Below are 25,957 nucleotides of genomic sequence, written 5' to 3'. Positions count from 1 at the left end.
TTTTTACACCTCAAAATCCATCTCATCTTCACCGCGCAGCGGTATCAGCTGCACCTTCTGCACGCGATGGCTCTCTACCTGCAAGGTTTTGATCATGTAATCCCCCACCTGGACCTCTTCGCCCGGCTGCGGAATACGTTGCAGATATTCCATCAGCAAACCGGCGATGGTGTGGTATTCGCGCTTCTCATCCAGCGGAAGCGGAACGAACTGCACCAGATCTTCGAGCGGCATATGGCCGTTGGCGGTCCAGCTGCCGTCGGCGTTTTTCTGAATATCGTGACGCGCATCGATCTCATCCACCTCATTAGGCAGATTACCGGCGATGGTTTCCATCACGTCGCTGAGCGTCACCAGCCCTTCCACAGAACCAAACTCATCAACGACAAACGCGAAGTGGGTACGCGCGTTGCGGAACTGCTCCAGCGCGGAGAGCAGCGGCAGCGCTTCCGGGAAGACCAGCGGCTGGCGCACCAGCGCCCGCAGGTTGAGCGGCTCGCCGTGGAGCTGCTGTTGCAGGAGGTCAATCACGTGTACCACGCCCAGCAGCTCTTCTTCCTCTTCACCGCCGGTCACGACCACGCGGGTGTGCTGGTTTTTATCCAGCAGGGAGCGGATCTGCTCTTCCGGCGCCGTCAGGTCAATATGCTCAATGTCATGGCGGGAGGTCATGATACTGCTCACCGAGCGCTGGTTGAGGTTAAGCACGCGCTCTATCATCCGGCGTTCCTGCGGGTTGAAGATCTGCCCGTCGCTATGGTCGGCAAGCATCGCCGCGGATTCAGCATCCAGCTCGGCATCCTCTTTTTTGCCGCTCAGCAGGCGCATCACCGTATCTGCGGTGCGCTGTCGTAATGTCTGGTTCGCGGAGAGAAAACGGCGACGGTTGAAAATGGCCAGCTGGTTGAGAAACTCAATCAGCACCGAGAAACCAATGGCGGCGTACAGATACCCTTTCGGGATATGGAAGCCAAAACCATCCGCCACCAGGCTAAAGCCAATCATCAGCAGGAAGCTCAGACAGAGGATGACGATAGTCGGGTGACTGTTCACGAAGCGCGTCAGGGCTTTACTGGCGAGCACCATCAGGGTGATGGCGATGATCACCGCGGCCATCATCACCGCCAGATGGTCAACCATCCCGACGGCCGTGATCACGGAGTCGAGAGAAAAGACGGCATCCAGCACCACTATCTGCGCGACCACCGGCCAGAATTTTGCACCGCGTCGCTGGGTGGGGTTTTCACTGTCTTTTCCTTCCAGCCGCTCATTAAGCTCAACCGTGGCTTTGAACAGCAGGAACAATCCGCCGAAAAGCATGATCAGGTCGCGGGCGCTAAAGCTCAGACCCTGCACGCTGAATAAGGGTTTGGTCAGCGTCACCAGCCAGGAGATTGAGGCCAGTAACAGCAAACGCATCACCATGGCGAGCAGAAGACCCGTCACGCGGGCGCGGTCGCGTTGTGAAGGGGGTAATTTATCGGCAAGGATGGCGATAAACACCAGGTTATCAATGCCGAGCACTAATTCGATGACGACCAGCGTCACCAGCCCGGCCCAGATTGATGGATCGGCAATCCATTCCATAGTAAATGCAATACCTTCTGTTATATGACTAATGTCACACTTCGATCATGGATAAAGCCGACGGAAATTGCAATGCCGGGGTGAGATTTCTCTTAATGCTACACTCAGGTAAACCCCATTTGCCGGGCGGTGTAAATAAGTTAATTGCGAAGATTTAATTACATAAGACGATATTTAGGATATATCGCAATAAATGGTCCGGCGATCTATTTTGTCAATATAAAGAAAATCCGAAAACCTTAAAACTTTGCTCTTAATATTAATCTTAAAAACGAATATTAGGACGGTTGTCTCCTTGCCTGCTATTAGGTTAGCTGCAACAATTCTTCCAGCATCAAATGTTAAATCTCCTTGTTGCTATTTTTGTTTCGGTCTTTGGTGAAGGTTATACATTATCAATCGCCCCTGTGAGGCGTTTGATATATTTCGCAAAAGGCCTTATCCAAGAGGGTGTCTAACCATAACGCATTGTTTAGTCAGTGGATTGGTAACTGAAAGCCAAGGGCGGTAGCGTGCCTGAAAGCGTGTGAATCAGCCTCAATTATTCTGTCAATAGCCAATGGATGAATAAGCTTTTTTTAGGACTGATGCCAGTTATATTGCTAAATGATTAACTGCATTCTGATTGTCACCACGACCCGCGCTTATTTTAATTGCACAGGATAATTACTCTGCCAAAGTGATAAATAATCAATGATGAAATCCAAAATGAAATTGATGCCATTATTGGTGTCTGTGACCTTGATGAGTGGTTGCACGGTCTTTCCCGGCAGCAATATGTCGACAATGGGCAAGGATGTGATTAAACAGCAGGATGCTGATTTTGATCTCGACAAAATGGTGAATGTGTATCCATTAACCCCACGTCTGGTGGAACAATTACGCCCGCGTCCAAATGTTGCTCAGCCAAATATGTCTCTGGACCAGGAAATTGCCTCTTACCAGTATCGCGTGGGTCCGGGTGACGTCATTAACGTGACCGTCTGGGATCACCCTGAACTGACCACGCCTGCGGGCCAGTACCGCAGCTCAAGCGACACCGGTAACTGGGTACAGTCCGATGGCACCATGTTCTATCCCTACATTGGCAAAGTGCACGTCGCGGGCAAAACGCTTGCTGAGATCCGTAGTGATATTACCGGCCGCCTGGCGCAGTACATTGCTGACCCGCAGGTGGACGTTAATATCGCCGCGTTCCGATCCCAGAAAGCCTATATCTCTGGCCAGGTCAATAAATCCGGCCAGCAGGCGATCACCAACGTCCCGCTCACCGTTCTCGATGCGATCAATGCCGCAGGCGGCTTAACCGACGGCGCTGACTGGCGCAACGTGGTGCTGACCCACAACGGCAAAGAGCAGCGCATTTCGCTTCAGGCGCTGATGCAAAACGGTGACCTGACCCAGAACCGCCTCCTTTATCCGGGCGATATTCTGTACGTGCCGCGCAACGACGATCTGAAAGTGTTCGTGATGGGTGAAGTGAAGAAACAGAGCACCCTCAAGATGGACTTCAGCGGTATGACCCTGACCGAAGCGCTGGGCAATGCGGAAGGCATCGATCTGACCGCCTCCAACGCCAGCGGTATCTTCGTGATCCGTCCTATCAAAGGCGAAAACGCGAAGGGCAAGATTGCCAACATCTACCAGCTGGATATGTCCGACGCGACATCGCTGGTCATGGCAACGTCGTTCCGTCTCCAGCCGTACGATGTGGTCTATGTCACCACCGCGCCGGTTGCCCGCTGGAACCGTCTGATCAACCAGTTGCTGCCTACCATCAGTGGCGTTCGCTACATGACGGATACGGCGAGCGACGTTCATAACTGGTAAGCCGCGATGTTTAACAAAATTCTGGTGGTGTGCGTGGGGAACATTTGCCGTTCCCCCACGGCTGAAAGGCTGTTGAAAAATTACCAGCCTGCGTTAACGGTCGACTCCGCAGGGCTGGGCGCGCTGGTCGGAAAAGGTGCCGACGAACGTGCCGCAAGCGTTGCCCTTGAGCATAACCTCTCACTCGACGGGCACGTTGCCCGTCAGGTCTCTGGCCGGATGTGCCGGGAATATGACCTGATCCTCGCGATGGAAAAACGCCACATTCACGCGCTGTGCGATATCGCACCGGAGATGCGCGGCAAGGTGATGCTGTTTGGTCACTGGGATGGTGAGCGCGAAATTCCCGATCCGTATCGCAAGAGCCGCGAGGCCTTTGAGGCGGTATACACCTTACTAGACCAGTCTGCCCGTCAGTGGGCGCAGGCACTGAAAGCTCAGCAGGGATAACAATGACAGAAAAAACAAGACCTTCTGCCGCCCCGACGTCGGGCAGTGATGAAATCGATATCGGTCGCCTGGTCGGGACCGTTATTGAAGCGAAATGGTGGGTGCTGGGTATTACCGCCATCTTTGCCGTGGCGGCGATCGTTTATACGCTGTTCGCGACGCCTATTTACAGCGCCGACGCGCTGGTGCAGATCGAACAAAATACCGGAAACTCGCTGGTTCAGGATATCGGCTCGGCGCTGGCCAACAAGCCGCCGGCATCGGAAGCCGAAATTCAGCTGATCCAGTCGCGCCTGGTACTGGGCAAAACGGTTCACGATCTGGGGCTGGATATCGCGGTCACCAAAAACACCTTCCCGGTATTTGGCGCAGGCTGGGATCGCCTGATGGGGCGCAGTAACGATACGGTAAAAGTGACCGACTTCGTGATCCCAAAAGGGGCAGGGGACCAAACCTTTACCCTGACAGTGCTGGGACCAAAACAGTATCAGCTGACCAGCGACGCGGGCTTCAGCGCACGCGGCGAGGTGGGGCAGATGCTGACCAAAGAGGGCGTCAGCATCAAGGTCAGCGCAATTCAGGCGCATGAGGGCGGGGAGTTTACGGTCACCAAATTCTCGACGCTCGGGATGATCAACAACCTGCAAAACAACCTGACCGTCACCGAAAACGGCAAGGACACCGGCGTCCTGAGCATGACCTTCACCGGTGAAGACAAGGATCAAATTCGCGACATCCTCAATAGCATCACCCGCAACTATCTGGAGCAGAACGTTGAGCGCAAGTCAGCGGAAGCCGCAAAAAGCCTGGCGTTTCTCAGTAAACAGCTGCCGGAGGTGCGTGCCCGTCTGGATGACGCTGAGAACAAGCTGAACGCGTACCGTCAGGACAAGGATTCCGTCGATCTGCCGCTGGAGGCGAAATCGGTTCTCGACTCCATGGTGAATATTGATGCGCAGCTGAACGAGCTGACCTTCAAAGAGGCGGAGATTTCCAAGCTCTATACCAAACGTCACCCGGCGTACCGCACGCTGCTGGAGAAACGTCGTACCCTGGAAGAAGAGAAGGCGAAGCTGAATGACCGCGTGACCGCGATGCCGAAGACGCAGCAGGAAATTGTACGCCTGACGCGTGATGTGGAATCCGGCCAGCAGGTTTACATGCAGCTGCTGAACAAACAGCAGGAGCTGAAAATCACCGAAGCCAGCACCGTCGGCGACGTGCGTATCGTTGACCCGGCGATTACCCAGCCGGGCGTGCTGAAGCCGAAGAAAGCGCTGATTATCCTCGGCAGCATTATTCTCGGCCTGATGCTTTCCATTGTCGGCGTGCTGCTGCGCTCGCTGTTCAACCGCGGTATCGAAAGCCCGCAGGTGCTGGAAGAGAACGGGATCAGCGTGTACGCCAGCATCCCGCTTTCAGAGTGGCAGAAGTCCCGTGACAGCGTCAAAACCGTTAAGGGCGTCAAGCGTTACAAACAGAGCCAGCTGCTGGCCGTGGGTAACCCGACTGACCTGGCGATTGAAGCGGTGCGCAGCCTGCGTACCAGCCTCCACTTCGCCATGATGCAGGCCAAAAACAACGTCCTGATGATGACCGGTGTCAGCCCGTCAATCGGTAAAACCTTCGTCTGCGCCAACCTGGCGGCGGTGGTGAGCCAGACCAACAAGCGCGTGCTGTTGATCGACTGCGATATGCGTAAGGGCTACACCCATGAGCTGCTGGGGACCAACAACGTTAACGGTCTGTCGGAAATCCTGCTCGGTAAAGGGGAAATCAGCGAGAGCGCCAAGCCGACGTCGATTCCGAAATTTGACCTGATCCCGCGTGGCCAGGTGCCGCCGAACCCGTCTGAACTGCTGATGAGCGAGCGCTTCACGCAGCTGATTGAGTGGGCGAGCAAAAACTATGACCTGGTGCTGATCGATACCCCACCAATTCTGGCGGTCACCGACGCTGCCGTGGTAGGGCGTCATGCGGGCACCACGCTGATGGTCGCACGCTATGCGGTGAACACCCTGAAGGAAGTGGAAACCAGCCTGAGCCGCTTTGAGCAGAACGGTATTGAGGTGAAGGGGGTCATTCTGAACTCCATCTTCCGCCGCGCGACCGGGTATCAGGATTACGGCTACTACGAGTACGAATACAAGTCTGACAGTAAATAATAATCCCCCTCATCCTAACCCTCTCCCCAGGGGGGAGAGAGGACTGCATGGTGCAGCTTTTCTCCCTCTCCCTCCGGGAGAGGGTCGGGGTGAGGGATAAGGGGAAGACCATGACCACACAACGCCCTTTGATTTCTATCTATATGCCGACATGGAATCGTCAGCAGCTGGCGATCCGCGCGATTAAATCGGTCCTGCGTCAGGATTACGATAACTGGGAACTGATTATCGTGGATGACTGTTCCTCCTCTTACGAACAACTGCAAAAGTTTGTTGAAGACCTGAACGACCCGCGCGTGGTGTACACCCACAACGCCATCAACTCCGGGGCGTGTGCGGTGCGCAACCAGGCGATTATGCAGGCGAAAGGGCAGTATCTGACCGGTATCGACGACGATGACGAATGGACGCCAAACCGTCTGTCGATCTTCCTGTCGCACAAAGCGCAGCTGGTGACCCACGCGTTTCTGTATGCCAATGACTATGTCTGCCAGGGCGAGGTCTATTCGCAGCCGGCCAGCCTGCCGCTGTATCCGAAATCACCGTATTCCCGCCGCCTGTTCTACAAGCGCAACATTATCGGCAATCAGGTGTTTACCTGGGCATGGCGCTTTAAGGAGTGCCTGTTCGATACCGAGCTGAAGGCCGCGCAGGATTACGACATCTTCCTGCGGATGGTGGTGGAGTACGGCGAGCCGTGGAAGGTGGAAGAGGCCACGCAGATCCTGCACATCAATCACGGGGAGATGCAAATCACCTCGTCACCGAAGAAATTCTCGGGCTACTTCCATTTTTACCGCAAGCACAAGGACAAGTTTGACCGTGCCAGCCGGAAGTATCAGCTCTTCACCCTGTATCAGATCCGTAATAAGCGCATGAACTGGCGCACGCTGCTGACGCTGCTGTCGGTACGTAACGGCAAGCGTCTGGCTGACGGGCTTCGGGGGAAATAATGTTTCTGGAAGATTGCCGCGCTAACAGCTGGAGCCTGCGCCCGTGCTGCATGGTTCTGGCCTACCGTATTGCGCACTTTTGCTCGGTGTGGCGCAAAAAAAATGTGCTGAACAATATCTGGGCCGCGCCGGTGCTGGTGCTGTACCGCATCATCACCGAATGCTTTTTTGGCTATGAAATTCAGGCCGCTGCCACCATTGGCCGCCGCTTTACCATTCATCACGGCTATGCGGTGGTCATCAACAAGTTCGTCGTCGCGGGTGATGATTTCACCATTCGCCACGGGGTGACAATCGGCAACCGCGGGCCAGACAGCCTGGCTTGCCCGGTGATTGGCAATAACGTCGAGTTGGGCGCCAACGTGGTGATGATCGGGGACATTACCGTGGGTAATAACGTGACGATTGGCGCAGGCAGCGTGGTGCTGGACAGCATTCCGGACAACGCGCTGGTGGTGGGCGAGAAAGCGCGCGTGAAGGTGATTAAATGAACATTCTGCAATTTAACGTACGCCTCGCAGAGGGCGGGGCGGCAGGCGTAGCGCTGGATCTGCACCAGCGCGCGCTGCAAAAAGGACTCCAGTCGCGCTTTGTTTACGGTTACGGTAAAGGCGGCAAGAAAAGCGTCAGCCATGATAACTATCCGCAGGTGCTGAAGCAGACGCCACGTCTGACCTCCATCGCCAATATTGCGCTGTTCCGCCTGTTTAACCGCGACCTGTTCGGCAACCTGAATAATCTCTACCGCACCGTCACCCGCACTCGCGGCCCGGTTGTGCTGCACTTCCACGTGCTGCACAGCTACTGGCTGAATCTGGAAGAGGTGGTGGCGTTTTGTGGCAAGGTGAAGGCGCACAAGCCGGATACCCGATTTGTCTGGACGCTGCACGACCACTGGAGCGTGACCGGACGTTGCGCCTTTACCGACGGCTGCGAAGGCTGGAAAGATAACTGCCAGAAATGCCCTACGCTCAGCAACTACCCGCCTGTGAAGGTCGATCGCGCGCATCAGCTGGTTGAGGGTAAGCGTCAGCTGTTCCGCGATATGCTCTCGCTCGGCTGCACCTTTATCTCCCCAAGCCAGCACGTGGCGGACGCTTTTAATAGCCTGTACGGAGCAGGGCGCTGCCAGATCATCAACAACGGTATTGATGTGGCAACGGAAGCGATCCTGGCCGAACTGATGCCCGTAGCCGTTACCCCCGGTAAGCCGAAAATTGCGGTCGTCGCCCATGACCTGCGCTACGACGGCAAAACCAACCAGCAGCTGGTGCGCGACATGATGGCGCTCGGCGACAAAATTGAGCTGCATACCTTTGGCAAATTCTCGCCGTTTGATGGCGCAAACGTGGTGAACCACGGGTTTGAAACCGACAAGCGCAAACTGATGAGCGCGCTGAACGGTATGGACGCGTTGGTGTTCAGCTCCCGCGTGGACAACTACCCGCTGATCCTGTGCGAAGCGCTCTCCATCGGCGTACCGGTGATTGCCACCCACAGCGACGCCGCGCGGGAAGTGCTGGAGAAATCCGGCGGTAAAACCTTCAGTGAAAATGAGGTGCTGCCGCTGGTGCAGTTGTCGAAGGCCGATATCGCGCAGGCTGTTTTTGGCACGGACCTGGAATCGTTCCGCAACCGTAGCCGCAAAGCGTACAGTGGACAACAGATGCTGGAGGAGTATGTCTCGTTCTATCAGAATCTGTAGTTATCTGCTGCTGCCGCTGATCTACCTGCTGGTCAACGTTAAGATTGCCCAGCTCGGTGAAAGCTTCCCGATCACTATCGTCACCTTCCTGCCGGTTCTGCTGTTGCTTTACGTTGACAAGCTTAACCTCAAAAAGCTGATGATTTCATTGGGCATCGGGTTTGGTCTGACGGCGTTTAACTACATCTTTGGTCAGTCGCTGGACGCCAGCAAATATGTCACCTCCACCATGCTGTTTGTTTATATCGTTATCATTATTGGCATGGTGTGGAGTATTCGCTTTAAAACTATTTCTCCGCACAATTATAGGAAAATCCTCAGGTTCTTTTATATTGTCGTCGGGCTGATTGTTGTGCTTGCGGCAATGGAGATGGCGCAAATTATTCTCACAGGCGGCAGTAGCCTGATGGAAATAATTTCGAAATATCTTATATACAGTAACAGCTATGTACTGAACTTCATTAAGTTTGGTGGCAAGCGTACAACCGCGCTCTATTTTGAACCGGCGTTTTTTGCTCTGGCATTAATCTCAATTTGGCTCAGCATCAAACAGTTCGGTATCAAAACCCCCAAGACCGATGCTATGATTCTTGCAGGAATCGTTCTGTCAGGGTCGTTCTCCGGGGTAATGACGTTTATTCTGTTTTACCTGCTGGAGTGGGCGTTCCAGTACCTGAACAAAGAGGCGATTAAGAAAAAACTGCCGCTGGCGATAATCTCTCTGACGGTATTTTTAGTGGGCGTAATATTTGCGTTTCCGTACATTTCTGAACGTCTGGGTGATTTGGGAACGGAAGGCTCGTCGTCCTATTATCGCATCATTGGTCCACTGGTGATGGTGGGTTATTCCTTAACCCATATTGATGGCGTAGTAAGATTCGGCTCACTTTACGAATATGTTGCATCATTCGGAATCTTTAACGGTGCGGATGTCGGTAAAACCATAGACAATGGTCTGTATCTGTTAATTATCTATTTTTCCTGGTTCGCCGTACTGTTGACACTGTGGTATCTGTTTAAAGTTTTCAAAATGATGATTAACGCGTTTGGTGATAACCAGAACTTTCGCGTGCAACTTTATCTGTTCACACCGGTGTCGTTGTTTTTTACCGGGTCAATATTTAGCCCGGAATATGCATTCTTAATTGTATGTCCGTTTATTTTGCGCAAAGCGCTGAATATTACGAGCGTATGACGAAATGAGGTGATTTATGTTTCTTAGCGTCATTACTGTCGCCTTTCGTAACTACGAAGGGGTGGTAAAAACCTGGCGCTCGCTGCGCAACCTGGCGCGCGATCCGAGCCTCACTTTTGAGTGGATCGTGGTCGATGGCGGCTCGAACGACGGCACGGCGGAGTTCCTGGAAAAACTCAACGGTGAGTTCAACTTACGTTACATCAGCGAGAAAGATAAAGGTATTTACGATGCCATGAATAAAGGCATCAACATGGCGCAGGGGCGTTACGCGATCTTCCTCAATTCCGGCGATGTGTTCCATGAAGATGTGGCGCTGTTTGCCCGTCAGCTGGCGCGCCAGAAAGAAGATGCCATGTTTATCGGTGATGCGCTGCTTGATTTCGGCGAGGGGAAAAAAGTGCTGCGCGGCGCGAAACCAGGCTGGTATATCTACCACAGCCTGCCGGCCAGCCATCAGGCTATTTTCTTCCCAATGAGCGGCCTGAAAAAACAGCCTTACGATTTGCGCTATAAAGTGTCATCAGATTATGCCCTGGCCGCCAGCCTGTACAAATCTGGCTACCCGTTCCGTCGAATTAAAGGACTGGTATCTGAATTTTCAATGGGTGGCGTGTCAACCTCGAATAATCTGGAACTGTGCCAGGATGCCAAAAACGTGCAGCGTAAAATATTACGCGTGCCGGGGTTCTGGGCGGAATTATCTTATTTCTTACGTCTGAAAACGACGGGTAAAGCGAAAGCCTTATATAACAAAGCCTGAGATATAAGGAAACGCAATGCAGGAATTAAATGGATTCTCCGTGCCGAAAGGTTTTCGGGGCGGGAGCGGTATTAAAGTTCAACTGTGGTGGGCTGTACAGGCAACGTTATTTGCCTGGTCGCCGCAAATACTGTACCGCTGGCGCGCATTTTTACTGCGTCTGTTTGGCGCAAAAATAGGAAAAAACGTAGTCATTCGACCTTCGGTGAAAATTACTTATCCCTGGAAATTAACGCTTGGGGATTACGCCTGGGTTGGGGATGACGCGGTGTTATATACCCTTGGCGAGATTACGATTGGCGCAAATTCGGTGGTTTCACAGAAGTGTTATTTGTGCACCGGCAGCCACGATTTTATGAGCCCGCATTTTGATATTACCGCTTCGCCTGTTGTGATCGGTGAAAAATGCTGGCTGGCAACAGACGTCTTTGTTGCACCCGGTGTTTCTGTTGGCGATGGCACGGTAGTCGGTGCCCGCAGCAGCGTTTTTAAATCGCTTCCGGCAAATAAAATTTGCCGTGGCAACCCCGCAGTGGTGATACGCGAACGCGTTGAAACTGAAAAACTTTGATAAGTACAGAGGAATATAAACATGTCTAAAGTCGCTCTCATCACCGGCGTTACCGGACAAGATGGTTCTTACCTGGCAGAATTGCTGCTGGAAAAAGGGTATGAAGTTCACGGTATTAAGCGTCGTGCCTCTTCATTCAACACCGAGCGTGTCGATCACATTTACCAGGATCCGCATGCGGCAAACCCGAAATTCCATCTGCATTACGGCGACCTGACCGATACCTCCAACCTGACCCGCATCCTGCAAGAAGTACAGCCGGATGAAGTGTACAACCTGGGGGCAATGAGCCACGTTGCGGTTTCCTTCGAGTCCCCGGAGTACACCGCTGACGTGGATGCGATGGGTACGCTGCGTCTGCTGGAAGCGATTCGCTTCCTTGGTCTTGAGAAGAAAACCCGCTTCTACCAGGCATCTACCTCTGAGCTGTACGGTCTGGTGCAGGAAATTCCGCAGAAAGAGACCACGCCGTTCTACCCACGTTCTCCGTACGCTGTGGCGAAACTGTACGCTTACTGGATCACCGTGAACTACCGTGAATCCTACGGCATGTACGCCTGTAACGGCATTCTGTTCAACCACGAATCTCCGCGTCGCGGCGAAACCTTCGTGACCCGCAAAATCACCCGCGCGATCGCCAACATCGCTCAGGGCCTGGAGTCTTGCCTGCACCTCGGCAACATGGATTCCCTGCGTGACTGGGGCCATGCGAAAGACTACGTGAAAATGCAGTGGATGATGTTGCAGCAGGAACAGCCAGAAGACTTCGTGATCGCGACCGGCGTGCAGTACTCCGTGCGTCAGTTCGTTGAGATGGCTGCGGCACAGCTGGGCATCAAGCTGCGCTTCGAAGGCACCGGCGTGGAAGAGAAGGGTATCGTTGTTTCCGTGACCGGCCACGACGCACCGGGCGTGAAGCCAGGCGACGTGATTGTCCAGGTTGATCCGCGTTACTTCCGTCCTGCTGAAGTGGAAACCCTGCTGGGCGACCCAACCAAAGCGCACGAGAAACTGGGCTGGAAACCAGAAACCACCCTGCAAGAAATGGTATCCGAGATGGTGGCCAAAGATCTTGAAGCAGCGAAAAAACACTCCCTGCTCAAGTCTCATGGCTACGAGGTTGCCATCGCGCTGGAGTCCTGAGAATGACAAAACAACGTATTTTTGTCGCCGGTCATCGCGGAATGGTGGGTTCCGCGATTGTTCGCCAGCTGGAACAGCGCGGCGACGTTGAGGTGATTGTCCGCACCCGCGACGAGCTGAACCTGCTTGACAGCAAAGCGGTGCAGGACTTCTTCGCCAGCGAACGTATCGACCAGGTGTATCTGGCGGCGGCGAAGGTGGGCGGCATTGTCGCTAACAACACCTACCCGGCGGATTTCATCTACGAGAACATGATGATTGAGAGCAACATCATTCACGCGGCGCATCTGTACAACGTGAATAAGCTGCTGTTCCTCGGCTCATCCTGTATCTACCCGAAAATGGCGAAGCAGCCGATCGCCGAGAGCGAACTGTTGCAGGGCACGCTTGAAGCCACTAACGAGCCGTATGCGATTGCCAAAATTGCTGGGATCAAGCTGTGTGAATCCTACAACCGTCAGTATAACCGCGACTATCGCTCGGTGATGCCGACCAACCTGTACGGACCGCACGACAACTTCCACCCGAGCAATTCGCACGTGATCCCGGCGCTGCTGCGTCGTTTCCACGAGGCGACTGCCGAAAACGCCCCGGACGTGGTGGTGTGGGGCAGCGGTACGCCAATGCGTGAGTTCCTGCACGTGGACGACATGGCGGCGGCCAGCATTCACGTCATGGAGCTGGATCGCGAGGTGTGGCAGGAAAACACCGAGCCGATGCTGTCGCACATTAACGTCGGGACCGGCGTGGACTGCACCATTCGCGAGCTGGCGCAGACCATCGCGCAGGTGGTGGGCTACAAAGGACGCGTGGTGTTTGACGCCACCAAACCGGACGGCACGCCGCGCAAGCTGCTGGACGTGACCCGTCTGCATCAGCTGGGCTGGTATCACGAGGTCTCACTGGAGCAGGGGCTGGCCAGCACCTACCAGTGGTTCCTGGAAAACCAGCACCGCTTCCGGGGGTAATGATGTTTTTAAGTCAGGAAGATTTTGCCACGGTAGTGCGTTCCACTCCGCTGATCTCAATCGATTTGATCGTGGAGAACGAACGCGGCGAGTTCTTGCTGGGGAAACGAACCAATCGTCCTGCACAGGGCTTCTGGTTCGTGCCCGGCGGGCGCGTGCAGAAGGATGAGACGCTTACCGATGCGTTTGAGCGTCTCACTCTGGCGGAACTGGGCCTGCAACTGCCGATGGCAGCGGGCCAGTTTTACGGGGTCTGGCAGCACTTCTATGACGATAACTTTTCAGGCACCGGGTTCACCACGCACTACATCGTGCTGGGGTTCCGCCTGAAGGTGAGTGAGGCAGACCTGCGTCTGCCTGATTCTCAGCATGACGATTACCGCTGGTTAACGCCAGAGGCGCTGCTGGCAAGCGACAACGTCCATGACAACAGTCGGGCGTACTTCCTTGCGGAACGTCAGGCCGAGGTGCCAGGTCTATGAAAATCCTCGTCTACGGAATTAACTACTCGCCGGAGCTTACCGGTATCGGGAAATACACCGGCGAGATGGTCGAGTGGATGGCGAGCCAGGGACATGACGTGCGGGTGATTACTGCCCCGCCGTATTACCCGGAGTGGAAGGTAGGCGAACGCTATTCCAGCTGGCGCTACCGCCGCGAAGAGGGCGCCGCGACCGTCTGGCGCTGCCCGCTCTACGTGCCGAAACAGCCCTCGACGCTGAAACGTTTAATTCATCTGGGCAGCTTTGCCTTGAGCAGTTTCTTCCCGCTGATGGCGCAGCGTCGCTGGAAGCCGGATCGCATCATCGGCGTGGTGCCGACGCTGTTCTGTACGCCAGGCATGCGCCTGCTGGGCAAACTCTCCGGCGCGCGCACCCTGCTGCACATTCAGGATTATGAAGTGGACGCCATGCTCGGGCTGGGGATGGCCGGGAAAGGCAAGGGCGGCAAGGTGGCGAAGCTCGCCAGCGCCTTTGAGCGCAGCGGCCTGCACAACGTGGATTACGTCTCGACCATTTCGCGCTCGATGATGAACAAGGCGCAGGAGAAGGGCGTCCCGGCGGAAAAAGTGATCTTCTTTCCGAACTGGTCCGAAGTGGCGCGCTTCCGCGATGTGACAGACCAGGATGCGCAGGCGTTACGCGCGCAGCTCGGGTTGCCTGCTGAGCAAAAAATCATTCTTTACTCAGGCAACATCGGCGAAAAACAGGGGCTGGAGAGCGTGATTGACGCCGCGCTTCAGCTGAGCGAACACCCGTGGATGTTCGTGATAGTCGGGCAGGGCGGCGGTAAAGCGCGGCTGGAAAAAATGGCCAGCGAGCGCGGACTGACCAACATCCGCTTCTTCCCGCTTCAGTCTTATGACGCGCTGCCCGCGCTGCTGAAAATGGCGGATTGCCATCTGGTGGTGCAAAAACGCGGCGCGGCGGATGCGGTGCTGCCGTCCAAGCTGACCAACATTCTGGCAGTGGGCGGAAACGCGGTGATTACGGCAGAAGCCGCAACAGAATTAGGCCAGCTGTGCAACAGCTACCCGGGCATTGCCGTTTGCGTGGAGCCGGAATCGGTTCCTGCGCTGGTGACCGGAATTGAGCAGGCACTCGCCATGCCAAAAGAGAACACGGTGGCACGTGAATATGCCGAACGCACGCTCGAGAAAGAGAACGTGCTGAGCCAATTTATTGCAGATATACGGGGATAAATCATGAGTCAAACCACTTTGTATCCGGTCGTAATGGCGGGTGGATCCGGGAGCCGGTTGTGGCCACTGTCCCGCGTGCTTTATCCAAAACAATTTCTGTGCCTGAAAGGCGACCTCACCATGCTGCAAACGACGGTTAACCGTCTGCACGGCGTGGAGTGTGAAAGCCCGGTGGTGATCTGTAACGAACAGCACCGCTTTATCGTTGCCGAGCAGCTGCGCCAGCTGAACAAACTGACCGAAAATATCATTCTGGAACCTGCCGGACGCAACACGGCGCCTGCCATTGCCCTTGCGGCGCTGGCGGCAAAACGCAGCAGCCCGGACTGCGACCCGCTGATGCTGGTGCTGGCGGCTGACCACGTCATCCAGCAGGAAGAGGCCTTCCGCGATGCGGTACGCGCCGCGATTCCTTACGCTGAGAACGGCAAGCTGGTGACCTTCGGCATCGTGCCGGATCTCCCGGAAACCGGCTATGGCTACATTCGCCGCGGCAGCGTTACGCCTGGTGAAGGCGACAGCGTGGCCTTTGACGTGGCGCAGTTTGTCGAAAAACCGAATCTGGAAACCGCGCAGGCGTACGTGGCCAGCGGGGAATACTACTGGAACAGCGGTATGTTCCTGTTCCGCGCCGGTCGCTACCTGGAAGAGCTGGAAAAATATCGCCCGGATATCTTGCGCGCCTGCGAAAAAGCGATGGCGGTGGTGGATCCGGATCTCGATTTTATCCGTGTGGACGAAGAAGCCTTCCTCGCCTGTCCGGAAGAGTCCATTGACTATGCGGTAATGGAACGTACGGCAGATGCGGTAGTGGTACCGATGGATGCGGGCTGGAGCGACGTCGGCTCCTGGTCGTCACTGTGGGAGATCAGCGCGCATACCCCGGAGGGTAACGTCCATCACGGGGATGTGATCAGCCACAAAACGGAAAACAGCTACGTCTACGCCGAATCTGGCCTCGTCACCACGGTAGGGGTGAAGGATCTGGTGGTCGTGCAGACCAAAGACGCGGTGCTGATTGCCGACCGTAATGCCGTGCAGGACGTTAAAAAAGTGGTGGAGCAGATCAAGGCCGATGGCCGCCACGAACACCATATTCACCGCGAAGTCTACCGCCCGTGGGGCAAATATGACTCCATCGACGCCGGCGAGCGTTACCAGGTGAAACGCATCACCGTGAAGCCGGGAGAAGGGCTGTCGGTGCAGATGCACCATCACCGCGCCGAACACTGGGTGGTGGTGGCGGGGACCGCCAAAGTGACCATCGACGGTGAAGTGAAGCTGCTCGGTGAAAACGAGTCCATTTATATTCCGCTGGGGGCGACGCACTGTCTGGAGAACCCGGGGAAAATTCCGCTCGACTTAATTGAGGTGCGTTCCGGCTCCTATCTGGAAGAGGACGACATCATCCGCTTCCAGGATCGCTACGGGCGCGTGTAGCACTCCGCATCATGCCCGGTGGCGCTGCGCTTTCCGGGCCTACGAATGACAAAAATAAATTTGGCCATTACATGGTCAGGGCCAACTGTTGCCTGAAAAAGGGGTCATCATGGAAAAATTAACCTGTTTTAAAGCCTACGATATTCGCGGCAAGCTGGGCGAAGAGCTGAACGAAGACATTGCGTGGCGCATCGGCCGCGCGTACGGCGAATACCTGAAACCACAAACTATCGTGCTGGGCGGCGACGTGCGTCTGACCAGCAAATCCCTGAAGCTGGCGCTGGCGAAAGGGCTACAGGACGCGGGCGTCGATGTGCTGGACATTGGCCTTTCCGGTACCGAAGAGATCTATTTTGCCACCTTCCACCTGGGCGTGGACGGCGGTATCGAAGTGACGGCCAGCCATAACCCGATGGACTACAACGGCATGAAGCTGGTGCGCAAGGGCGCGCGTCCTATCAGCGGCGACACCGGCCTGCGTGACGTGCAGCGTCTGGCCGAGGCCAACGACTTCCCGCCGGTAAATGAAGCCAGACGCGGCAGCTATAAGCAGATTAACCTGCAAAAAGAGTACATCGACCACCTGCTGGGCTACATCAACGTGGCGAACCTCAAACCGCTGAAGCTGGTGATTAACTCCGGCAACGGCGCGGCAGGCCCGGTTGTCGATGCACTTGAAGCCCGCTTTAAGGCGCTGAACGTGCCGGTGACCTTCGTCAAAGTGCACAACACGCCAGACGGCAACTTCCCGAACGGTATTCCTAACCCGCTGCTGCCGGAGTGCCGCGACGACACCCGCAACGCGGTGATCGAGCACGGCGCCGATATGGGTATCGCCTTTGACGGCGATTTCGACCGCTGCTTCCTGTTCGACGAGAAAGGGCAGTTTATCGAAGGCTACTACATCGTTGGCCTGCTGGCGGAAGCGTTCCTCGAGAAAAACCCGGGGGCGAAGATCATTCACGATCCGCGTCTTTCCTGGAACACCGTCGACGTGGTGAAGGCCGCGGGCGGCGAGCCGGTGATGTCCAAAACCGGCCACGCGTTTATCAAAGAGCGTATGCGTGAGGAAGACGCCATCTACGGCGGCGAGATGAGCGCCCACCACTATTTTCGTGATTTTGCCTACTGCGACAGCGGGATGATCCCGTGGCTGCTGGTGACCGAGCTGCTGTGCCTGAAAGGGAAGAGCCTGGGTGAACTGGTGCGTGACCGCATGGCGGCGTTCCCGGCGAGCGGGGAGATCAACAGCAAACTGGCGCAGCCCGCTGAGGCCATTGCCCGCGTAGAGCACCACTTTGCCATTCATGCGCTGGAGATTGACCGTACCGACGGTATCAGCATGGCGTTCCCGCAGTGGCGCTTCAACCTGCGCTCCTCCAATACCGAGCCGGTGGTGCGCCTGAACGTGGAGTCCCGCGCCGATACCGCGCTGATGGAAGCCCGAACGAAGGACATTCTGGCGCTGTTGAATCAGTAAAAAGAAAACCTTACCCCTCACCCTAACCCTCTCCCCAAAGGGGAGAGGGCCGGGGTGAGGGGCGAGGGGTAAGGTTTAGAACTAAAGGAACAACGATGACAAATCTAAAAAAGCGCGAACGAGCGAGAACGAATGCATCGTTAATCTCTATGGTGCAGCGTTTTTCTGATATCACCATCATGGTCGGCGGACTGTGGGCGGTGTGTTGGGTCAGCGGGCAGTCGTTCTTATACATGCACTTGCTGATGGCGTTGATTGCGCTGGTGGTGTTTCAGATGATCGGCGGCATGACCGATTTCTATCGTTCATGGCGCGGCGTCAAAATGACCACCGAACTGATGCTGCTGCTCCAGAACTGGACCTTAAGCCTGGTTTTCAGCGCAGGGCTGGTGGCGTTCAGCCATGATTTTGATAACCGTCTTGTGACCTATCTCTGCTGGTATCTGTTAACCAGCATTGGCATGGTGGTCTGCCGCTCGCTGATCCGCTTTGGCGCGGGCTGGCTGCGCAACCGCGGGTATAACCGTCGCTTCGTTGCCGTGGCGGGCGACCTGCCGGTGGGACAGGTGTTGCTCGACAGCTTCCGCAAAGAGCCGTGGTTAGGTTTTGAAGTGGTCGGGATTTATCACGACGCGAAGCCCGGCGGCGTGCCGTCCGACTGGGCAGGTAACTACGAACAGCTTATTGACGATGCGAAAGCCGGCAAAATTCATAACGTCTACATCGCCATGCAGATGAAAGATGAATCCCGCATCAAGAAACTGATGCGCGAGCTGGCGGATACCACCTGCTCGGTGATCCTCATCCCGGATGTCTTCACCTTCAATATTCTCCACTCCCGTATTGAAGAGGTGAACGGGGTACCGGTTGTTCCACTGTACGACACGCCGCTGTCGGGGATTAACCGCGTGCTGAAGCGCGTGGAAGATATCGTGCTTTCGTCCCTGATCCTGCTGCTCATCTCCCCGGTGCTGTGCTGCATTGCGCTGGCGGTGAAGCTCAGCTCGCCGGGGCCGATCATCTTCCGTCAGACCCGCTACGGCATGGACGGTAAGCCGATCATGGTGTGGAAATTCCGCTCTATGAAGGTGATGGAGAACGACAAGGTGGTGACCCAGGCGACGCAGAACGATCCGCGCGTCACCCGCGTGGGCAACTTCCTGCGCCGTACCTCGCTCGATGAGCTGCCGCAGTTCATCAACGTGTTCACCGGCGGGATGTCCATCGTCGGGCCTCGTCCTCACGCCGTGGCCCATAACGAGCAGTACCGCACCCTGATTGAAGGCTACATGCTGCGCCATAAGGTGAAGCCAGGCATCACCGGCTGGGCGCAGATCAACGGCTGGCGCGGCGAGACCGACACGCTGGAAAAAATGGAAAAACGTATCGAGTTCGATCTGGAATACATCCGCGAGTGGAGCCTCTGGTTCGATATCAAGATTGTTTTTCTGACCATTTTCAAAGGCTTCGTGAACAAAGCGGCGTACTAAGATGAGCTTACGAGAAAAAACCATCAGCGGCGCGAAATGGTCAGCCATGGCCACCATCGTCATCATTGGCCTCGGCCTGGTGCAGATGACGGTGCTGGCGCGCATTATCGATAATCACCAGTTTGGTCTGCTGACCGTCTCGCTGGTGATTATCGCCCTGGCCGATACGCTGTCGGACTTTGGTATCGCCAACTCCATTATCCAGCGCAAAGAGATCAGCCATCTGGAGCTGACCACCCTCTACTGGCTGAACGTCGGGCTGGGTATCTTCGTCTTTGTGCTGGTGTTTCTGCTGAGTGATGTGATTGCCGGCGTGCTGCATAACCCGGACCTGGCGCCGCTGATGCGCACCCTGTCGTTCGCTTTCGTGGTGATCCCGCACGGGCAGCAGTTCCGCGCGCTGATGCAGAAAGAGCTGGAGTTCAACAAAATCGGCATGATTGAGACCAGCGCCGTGCTGGCGGGCTTTACCTTCACCGTGGTCAGCGCCCATTTCTGGCCGCTGGCGATGACCGCCATTCTTGGCTACCTCGTTAACTCTGCCGTGCGCACGCTGCTGTTTGGCTTCTTTGGCCGCAAGATTTATCGCCCGGGGCTGCACTTCTCGCTGGCGTCTGTTTCGTCCAACCTGCGCTTTGGCGCATGGCTGACGGCAGACAGCATCATCAACTACGTGAATACTAACCTCTCCACGCTGGTGCTGGCGCGCATTCTGGGCGCAAGCGTCGCGGGCGGTTATAACCTGGCGTACAACGTCGCGGTTGTCCCGCCGATGAAGCTCAACCCTATCATTACCCGCGTGCTGTTCCCGGCGTTTGCCAAGATTCAGGACGATACCGAAAAGCTGCGCGTGAACTTTTACAAGCTGCTTTCCGTGGTGGGGATCATCAATTTCCCGGTGCTGCTGGGACTGATGGTGGTCGCCAGCAATTTCGTGCCGCTGGTGTTTGGCGAGAAGTGGAACAGCATCATCCCGATCCTGCAACTGCTGTGCGTCGTGGGGCTGCTGCGCTCGGTGGGGAACCCGATTGGTTCTCTGCTAATGGCGAAGGCGCGCGTGGATATCAGCTTCAAGTTCAACGTGTTTAAAACCTTCCTTTTTATTCCGGCAATTATTGTGGGCGGCCACATGGCGGGCGCCATTGGCGTGACGCTCGGCTTCCTGCTGGTGCAAATCGTCAATACCGTGCTGAGCTACTTCGTGATGATCAAACCGGTGCTGGGCTCCAGCTACCGTCAGTACATCCTCAGCCTGTGGCTGCCGTTCTATCTCTCCTTACCGACGCTTGCGGTGAGCTACGGCCTGGGCGTGGTGCTCAACGGGCATCTGCCGCTGGCGGCGCTGCTTGCGGTGCAGGTCGCGGCAGGCGCACTGGCGTTCGCCGTGATGATTGTGCTGTCACGCAATGCGCTGGTGGTCGAGATGAAGCGCCAGTTTTGCCGTAACGAAAAAATGAAAACGCTGCTTCGCGCAGGCTAATTTTACGAGGCCATTATGAAATTACTTATTCTTGGCAACCATACCTGCGGCAACCGTGGCGACAGCGCCATCCTGCGCGGTTTACTGGATGCAATTAACACCCTTAAGCCTGAGACTGAAGTGGATGTGATGAGCCGTTATCCGGTCAGCTCATCCTGGTTACTGAACCGCCCGGTGATGGGCGACCCGCTCTACAGTCAGATGAAACAGCACAACAACGCTGCGGGCGTGATGGGGCGCGTGAAGAAAGTGCTGCGTCGCCGCTACCAGCATCAGGTGCTGCTTTCTCGCGTGACCGACACCGGCAAGCTGCGCAACATTGCCATCGCGCAGGGCTTTACCGATTTTGTTCGTCTGCTGTCCGGCTATGACGCCATTATTCAGGTGGGCGGTTCGTTCTTCGTCGATCTCTACGGCGTGCCGCAGTTTGAGCATGCGCTTTGTACGTTCATGGCGAAAAAGCCGCTGTTTATGATCGGCCACAGCGTCGGGCCATTCCAGGATCCGCAGTTTAACCAGCTGGCGAACTATGTCTTCGGCCACTGCGACGCGCTGATCCTGCGTGAATCGGTCAGCCTCGACATGATGAAGCGCAGTGAAATCGACACCACCAAAGTGGAGCACGGTGTGGACACCGCCTGGCTGGTGGATCATCAGGATGACAGTTTCCAGGCCAGCTACGCGGTACAGCACTGGCTGGACGTGGCGGCAAAGCAGAAAACCGTCGCCATTACCCTGCGTGAACTTGCGCCGTTCGATAAACGCCTCGGCACGACCCAGGCGGCGTACGAGAAAGCCTTTGCCGATGTGGTGAACCGCGTGCTGGACAGCGGTTACCAGGTGCTGGCGCTTTCCACCTGTACCGGTATCGACAGCTACAACAAAGATGACCGTATGGTGGCGCTCAACCTGCGCAACCTGGTGAACGACCCGTCCCGCTATCACGTGGTGATGGACGAGCTGAACGACCTTGAGATGGGCAAGCTGCTCTCCGCCTGCGACCTGACCGTGGGCACGCGTCTGCACTCGGCCATTATCTCGATGAACTTCGGCACGCCAGCCATCGCCATTAACTACGAACACAAGTCCGCGGGCATTATGCAGCAGCTCGGTATGCCGGAAATGGCCGTTGATATTCGTCATCTGCTGGACGGATCTCTGGGGGCGATGGTGGGCGACACGCTCGGCCAGCTGCCTGCGATCAACGAACGTCTGGCGGTGGCGGTAAAAGCCGAACGCGAAAAAGGTATTGGCATGGTGAAATCCGTACTCGACCGCGTCCGGGAGGGGAAATGAAGGTTGGTTTCTTCTTACTGAAATTTCCGCTGTCGTCTGAAACCTTTGTGCTGAACCAAATCACCGCGTTTATCGATATGGGGTATGACGTGGAGATTATCGCCCTGCAAAAGGGCGATACGCAAAACACCCATGCGGCGTATACCCGGTATGGGCTGGAGGCGAAAACCCGCTGGTTGCAGGATGAACCCACCGGACGAATGAACAAACTGCGCCATCGCGCCAGCCAGACGCTGCGCGGCCTGCATCGCGCCTCGACGTGGCGGGCGCTGAATATGTCGCGCTATGGGGCGGAGGCCCGCAACCTGATCCTTTCCGCCATTTGCGGGCAAACGGCCCAGCCGTACCGGGCCGATGTCTTTATCGCCCACTTTGGCCCGGCGGGCGTCACTGCGGCAAAACTGCGTGAGCTGGGGGTGATTGACGGCAAAATCGCAACCATTTTCCACGGTATCGACATCTCCAGCCGGGAAGTACTGAACCACTACACGCCGGAATATCAGCAGCTGTTTCGCCGCGGCGACATGATGCTGCCGATAAGCAACCTGTGGGCCGGACGCCTGAAAACCATGGGGTGCCCGAGCGAGAAAATCACCGTTTCACGCATGGGCGTGGATATGGAACGTTTCACTCAGCGACCGGTTAAGGTGCCGGGCAAGCCGCTGCAAATTATCTCTGTTGCCCGCCTGACCGAAAAGAAAGGGCTGCACGTAGCCATCGAAGCCTGTCGCCAGCTGAAGGCGCGCGGCGTGGACTTCCACTACCGCATCCTGGGTATCGGGCCGTGGGAGCGTCGCCTGCGCACGCTGATTGAACAGTATCAGCTGGAAGACGTGGTCGAGATGCCGGGCTTCAAGCCGAGCCACGAAGTGAAAGCCATGCTTGATGACGCGGATGTGTTCCTGCTGCCTTCCGTAACCGGCGCCGACGGCGATATGGAAGGCATTCCCGTGGCGCTGATGGAGGCGATGGCGGTCGGCATTCCGGTGGTCTCGACCCTGCACAGCGGGATCCCGGAGCTGATCACCTCTGAACACTCCGGCTGGCTTGTCCCTGAAAACAATGCGCTGGCGCTGGCGGACCGTCTGGCCGCGTTCAGTGATATCGATCAGCAGACGCTGATCCCGGTGCTGCAAAATGCGCGGCAAAAAGTTGAAGCAGAATTCAATCAGCAGGTGATTAATCGCCAGCTAGCGAGCCTGCTGCAAACGCTGTAACGCTGAGGTTGTATGCTGAAAAAGATTACCCGACGCCGATTTGTCTCTTCTTTATCCGTCCTGGCTGCCATGCCGCTGCTGTCGCCCCGCGCTGTGCGGGCGGCAACCGGGAAGACGGTTTCTGTCGATCGCTACAACAATCACGACTGGAACGCCGCCTTTAAGCAGGCATTTACCGAGGGCGATACCGTTGTTGTTCCCGCCGGGTTAACCTGTGAAAACATCAATACCGGCATTTTCATTCCTGATGGCAAAACCCTGCTGATCCGCGGTGCGCTGAAGGGCAACGGCCGCGGGCGGTTTGTGCTCCAGGAAGGCTGTAAGGTCATTGGGGAAGGAGAGGGGCGCACGCATAACATTACGCTGGACGTGCGTGGCTCCGACTGTGTCATTAAAGGGCTGGCGATGAGCGGCTTCGGCCCCGTCACCCAGATCTACATCGGCGGTAAAAAGCCGAGAGTGATGCGTAACCTGCTTATCGATCGCATTGCCGTGAGCCAGGCCAACTACGCCATTCTGCGCCAGGGTTTTCATAATCAGGTGGACGGTGCGCGCATTACCAACAGTAAATTCAGCCACTTGCAGGGGGACGCGATTGAGTGGAACGTGGCGATTAACGACCGCAATATCCTGATCTCTGACCACGTGATCGATAACATCAACTGCACAAACGGCAAGATCAACTGGGGGATAGGCATTGGGCTGGCTGGCAGCACGTACGACAATGACTATCCGGAACAGCAGACCGTTAAAAACTTCGTGGTGGCAAATATCACCGGCAGCAACTGTCGGCAGTTGGTCCATGTTGAAAACGGTAAACACTTTGTGATCCGTAATATCAAGGCCAGCAATATTACTCCCGACTTCAGTAAAAAGGCCGGAATTGATAACGCAACGGTAGCTATTTATGGCTGTGATAATTTCGTTATTGATAATATCGATATGGTGAACAGCGCCGGAATGTTAATCGGGTATGGCGTGATCAAGGGCGATTATCTGTCGATACCGCAAAACTTCAAACTTAACGATATTCGCCTGGATAACCGACAGCTTGCTTATAAGCTGCGCGGGATACAGATTTCCTCCGGCAATGCCACCTCGTTTGTTGCCATCACCAACGTCAACATGCAGCGAGCAACGCTTGAGCTGCACAACAAGCCACAGCATCTTTTCTTACGCAATATCAACGTGATGCAGGAGTCAGCGACGGGACCAGCGCTTAAGATGAACTTCGACTTGCGCAAAGACGTGCGCGGGAAGTTTATGGCCAAAAACGAGACGCTGTTGTCGCTCGCGAACATAAAAGCGGTAAATGAAAAGGGGCAGAGTTCGGTAGATATTGATCGGGTCGATCAACACGTGGTGAATACGGAACGGTTGAATTTTGCGCTGCCGCACAGGTAATCCTACAGCCTATTTTGCGACTATTCCTGGTACGGAATCGCGATCTATTCAGATTACAACTACTGTAATTTGTGGTGGGGTGACATAGGATTACTTCATATTTACGGCAAAACATGCTGGCGAAAACAGGTTTAAAAGCTATAATTCGTCAACCATTTTAAGGTGGAAGAAATAATGATTAATTTGAAAGCAGTCATACCGGTAGCGGGTTTGGGCATGCATATGTTGCCCGCCACAAAGGCCATTCCTAAAGAGATGCTGCCGATCGTTGACAAGCCGATGATTCAGTACATCGTCGACGAGATTGTTGCTGCGGGGATCAAAGAAATCGTTCTGGTGACGCACTCTTCGAAGAATGCCGTTGAGAACCACTTCGACACCTCTTATGAACTCGAAGCGCTGCTTGAGCAGCGCGTTAAGCGTCAGCTTCTGGCAGAAGTTCAGTCTATCTGTCCTCCTGGCGTGACCATCATGAACGTGCGTCAGGCGCAGCCGCTGGGTCTGGGCCACTCAATCCTCTGCGCGCGCCCGGTGGTGGGTGATAACCCGTTCATCGTGGTTCTGCCGGACATCATTATTGATACCGCTTCCGCCGATCCGCTGCGTTACAACCTGGCGGCAATGGTGGCACGTTTCAATGAAACGGGCCGTAGCCAGGTGCTGGCGAAACGTATGAAGGGCGATCTCTCCGAGTATTCTGTTATTCAGACTAAAGAGCCACTGGAGACAGAAGGGCAGGTGAGCCGGATCGTTGAGTTTATCGAAAAACCCGATCAGCCGCAGACGCTAGACTCCGACCTGATGGCGGTAGGCCGTTATGTGCTGAATGCGGATATCTGGGCTGAGCTGGAAAAAACTGAGCCGGGCGCCTGGGATCGTATCCAGCTGACCGATGCGATTGCTGAGCTGGCGAAGAAGCAGTCGGTTGATGCGATGCTGATGACCGGCGATAGCTATGACTGCGGTAAGAAAATGGGGTATATGCAGGCGTTTGTGAACTATGGCCTGCGTAACCTGAAGGAAGGGGCGAAGTTCAGAAGCCGGATTGAGAAGCTGCTTAAAGAGCACTAAACCTTCGGTATACTCCCGCAAAGTATTGATCTAAGGTGGTAAGCGTT

General features: G+C 55.5%; 22 protein-coding genes. 21 read left to right on the top strand and 1 reads right to left on the bottom strand.

The features are described 5' to 3' along the window. Positions 1–3 precede the first annotated feature (3 nt). A complete protein-coding gene (locus tag ACOTY5_RS09685) occupies positions 4–1,587 on the bottom strand; it encodes a TerC family protein (protein ID WP_032671742.1) in 1,584 nt (527 codons plus the stop codon). Positions 1,588–2,280: 693 nt separating this feature from the next. Here ACOTY5_RS09685 and ACOTY5_RS09680 point away from each other — a divergent pair. The 21 genes from ACOTY5_RS09680 (at position 2,281) to galF (ending at position 25,910) form a co-directional block, all read left to right on the top strand. After that, positions 2,281–3,417, top strand: a complete 1,137-nt coding sequence (locus ACOTY5_RS09680; RefSeq protein WP_003862079.1) for a polysaccharide export protein — start codon at positions 2,281–2,283, stop codon at positions 3,415–3,417. A 6-nt stretch (positions 3,418–3,423) separates the two neighbouring features. Then, a complete protein-coding gene (wzb, locus tag ACOTY5_RS09675; RefSeq protein WP_003862078.1) occupies positions 3,424–3,867 on the top strand; it encodes a low molecular weight protein-tyrosine-phosphatase Wzb in 444 nt (147 codons plus the stop codon). Between the two features lie 2 nt (positions 3,868–3,869). Beyond that, entirely contained in the window at positions 3,870–6,032 is a 2,163-nt protein-coding gene (wzc, locus tag ACOTY5_RS09670; protein ID WP_015572374.1) for a tyrosine-protein kinase Wzc, read from the top strand. 110 nt (positions 6,033–6,142) lie between these two features. After that, positions 6,143–6,985: a colanic acid biosynthesis glycosyltransferase WcaA gene (gene wcaA / locus ACOTY5_RS09665; RefSeq protein WP_017383272.1), complete on the top strand. Its 843-nt coding sequence runs from the start codon at positions 6,143–6,145 to the stop codon at positions 6,983–6,985. Next, positions 6,985–7,476, top strand: a complete 492-nt coding sequence (wcaB, locus tag ACOTY5_RS09660) for a colanic acid biosynthesis acetyltransferase WcaB (RefSeq protein WP_003863505.1) — start codon at positions 6,985–6,987, stop codon at positions 7,474–7,476. Before wcaA ends, wcaB begins: the two co-directional genes overlap by 1 nt. After that, positions 7,473–8,690: a colanic acid biosynthesis glycosyltransferase WcaC gene (wcaC, locus tag ACOTY5_RS09655; RefSeq protein ID WP_032669515.1), complete on the top strand. Its 1,218-nt coding sequence runs from the start codon at positions 7,473–7,475 to the stop codon at positions 8,688–8,690. Before wcaB ends, wcaC begins: the two co-directional genes overlap by 4 nt. Next, positions 8,665–9,885, top strand: a complete 1,221-nt coding sequence (gene wcaD / locus ACOTY5_RS09650; protein WP_015572375.1) for a colanic acid polymerase WcaD — start codon at positions 8,665–8,667, stop codon at positions 9,883–9,885. The genes wcaC and wcaD overlap by 26 nt, the downstream gene beginning before the upstream one ends. Before the next feature lie 16 nt (positions 9,886–9,901). Then, on the top strand, positions 9,902–10,648 hold the full coding sequence (wcaE, locus tag ACOTY5_RS09645) for a colanic acid biosynthesis glycosyltransferase WcaE (protein ID WP_003863510.1): 747 nt from the start codon (positions 9,902–9,904) through the stop codon (positions 10,646–10,648). Between the two features lie 16 nt (positions 10,649–10,664). Beyond that, positions 10,665–11,219, top strand: a complete 555-nt coding sequence (gene wcaF, locus ACOTY5_RS09640) for a colanic acid biosynthesis acetyltransferase WcaF (protein WP_015572376.1) — start codon at positions 10,665–10,667, stop codon at positions 11,217–11,219. A gap of 21 nt (positions 11,220–11,240) precedes the next feature. Further along, positions 11,241–12,362 carry a GDP-mannose 4,6-dehydratase gene (gene gmd, locus ACOTY5_RS09635; protein WP_003863514.1) on the top strand — a complete coding sequence of 374 codons (1,122 nt, stop codon included), beginning with the start codon at positions 11,241–11,243 and terminating at the stop codon, positions 12,360–12,362. A gap of 2 nt (positions 12,363–12,364) precedes the next feature. Then, on the top strand, positions 12,365–13,330 hold the full coding sequence (fcl, locus tag ACOTY5_RS09630) for a GDP-L-fucose synthase (protein WP_023303988.1): 966 nt from the start codon (positions 12,365–12,367) through the stop codon (positions 13,328–13,330). Between the two features lie 2 nt (positions 13,331–13,332). After that, the gene (locus ACOTY5_RS09625) at positions 13,333–13,812 is read left to right on the top strand and encodes a GDP-mannose mannosyl hydrolase (RefSeq protein WP_065186924.1); all 480 of its coding nucleotides are present in this window, start codon (positions 13,333–13,335) and stop codon (positions 13,810–13,812) included. Further along, the gene (gene wcaI, locus ACOTY5_RS09620; protein ID WP_022651482.1) at positions 13,809–15,032 is read left to right on the top strand and encodes a colanic acid biosynthesis fucosyltransferase WcaI; all 1,224 of its coding nucleotides are present in this window, start codon (positions 13,809–13,811) and stop codon (positions 15,030–15,032) included. The genes ACOTY5_RS09625 and wcaI overlap by 4 nt, the downstream gene beginning before the upstream one ends. A 3-nt stretch (positions 15,033–15,035) precedes the next feature. After that, positions 15,036–16,472 carry a mannose-1-phosphate guanyltransferase gene (gene cpsB, locus ACOTY5_RS09615; protein WP_017693088.1) on the top strand — a complete coding sequence of 479 codons (1,437 nt, stop codon included), beginning with the start codon at positions 15,036–15,038 and terminating at the stop codon, positions 16,470–16,472. Positions 16,473–16,581: 109 nt separating this feature from the next. After that, entirely contained in the window at positions 16,582–17,952 is a 1,371-nt protein-coding gene (gene cpsG / locus ACOTY5_RS09610; protein ID WP_039270428.1) for a colanic acid biosynthesis phosphomannomutase CpsG, read from the top strand. 95 nt (positions 17,953–18,047) lie between these two features. Next, a complete protein-coding gene (gene wcaJ / locus ACOTY5_RS09605; protein ID WP_006811236.1) occupies positions 18,048–19,442 on the top strand; it encodes an undecaprenyl-phosphate glucose phosphotransferase in 1,395 nt (464 codons plus the stop codon). Position 19,443: 1 nt separating this feature from the next. Continuing rightward, positions 19,444–20,922 carry a colanic acid undecaprenyl disphosphate flippase WzxC gene (gene wzxC / locus ACOTY5_RS09600; RefSeq protein WP_015572379.1) on the top strand — a complete coding sequence of 493 codons (1,479 nt, stop codon included), beginning with the start codon at positions 19,444–19,446 and terminating at the stop codon, positions 20,920–20,922. Between the two features lie 15 nt (positions 20,923–20,937). Beyond that, positions 20,938–22,218: a colanic acid biosynthesis pyruvyl transferase WcaK gene (gene wcaK / locus ACOTY5_RS09595; protein WP_006811234.1), complete on the top strand. Its 1,281-nt coding sequence runs from the start codon at positions 20,938–20,940 to the stop codon at positions 22,216–22,218. Continuing rightward, the gene (wcaL, locus tag ACOTY5_RS09590) at positions 22,215–23,435 is read left to right on the top strand and encodes a colanic acid biosynthesis glycosyltransferase WcaL (protein ID WP_017383280.1); all 1,221 of its coding nucleotides are present in this window, start codon (positions 22,215–22,217) and stop codon (positions 23,433–23,435) included. The genes wcaK and wcaL overlap by 4 nt, the downstream gene beginning before the upstream one ends. Before the next feature lie 12 nt (positions 23,436–23,447). Beyond that, positions 23,448–24,839: a colanic acid biosynthesis protein WcaM gene (gene wcaM / locus ACOTY5_RS09585; RefSeq protein WP_015572381.1), complete on the top strand. Its 1,392-nt coding sequence runs from the start codon at positions 23,448–23,450 to the stop codon at positions 24,837–24,839. Positions 24,840–25,013: 174 nt separating this feature from the next. Next, complete coding sequence (gene galF / locus ACOTY5_RS09580; protein ID WP_045142424.1) at positions 25,014–25,910, top strand: GalU regulator GalF; 897 nt, start codon at positions 25,014–25,016, stop codon at positions 25,908–25,910. Positions 25,911–25,957 lie beyond the last annotated feature (47 nt).

Origin of the sequence: Enterobacter cloacae complex sp. SHL018 (genome assembly GCF_049237905.1) — a bacterium.
In the GTDB taxonomy this organism is placed as follows: Bacteria; Pseudomonadota; Gammaproteobacteria; order Enterobacterales; family Enterobacteriaceae; genus Enterobacter; species Enterobacter hormaechei_C.
The sequence above is the reverse complement of the archived record's forward strand: the minus strand, read 5'-3'. Positions and strand labels throughout refer to the sequence as shown.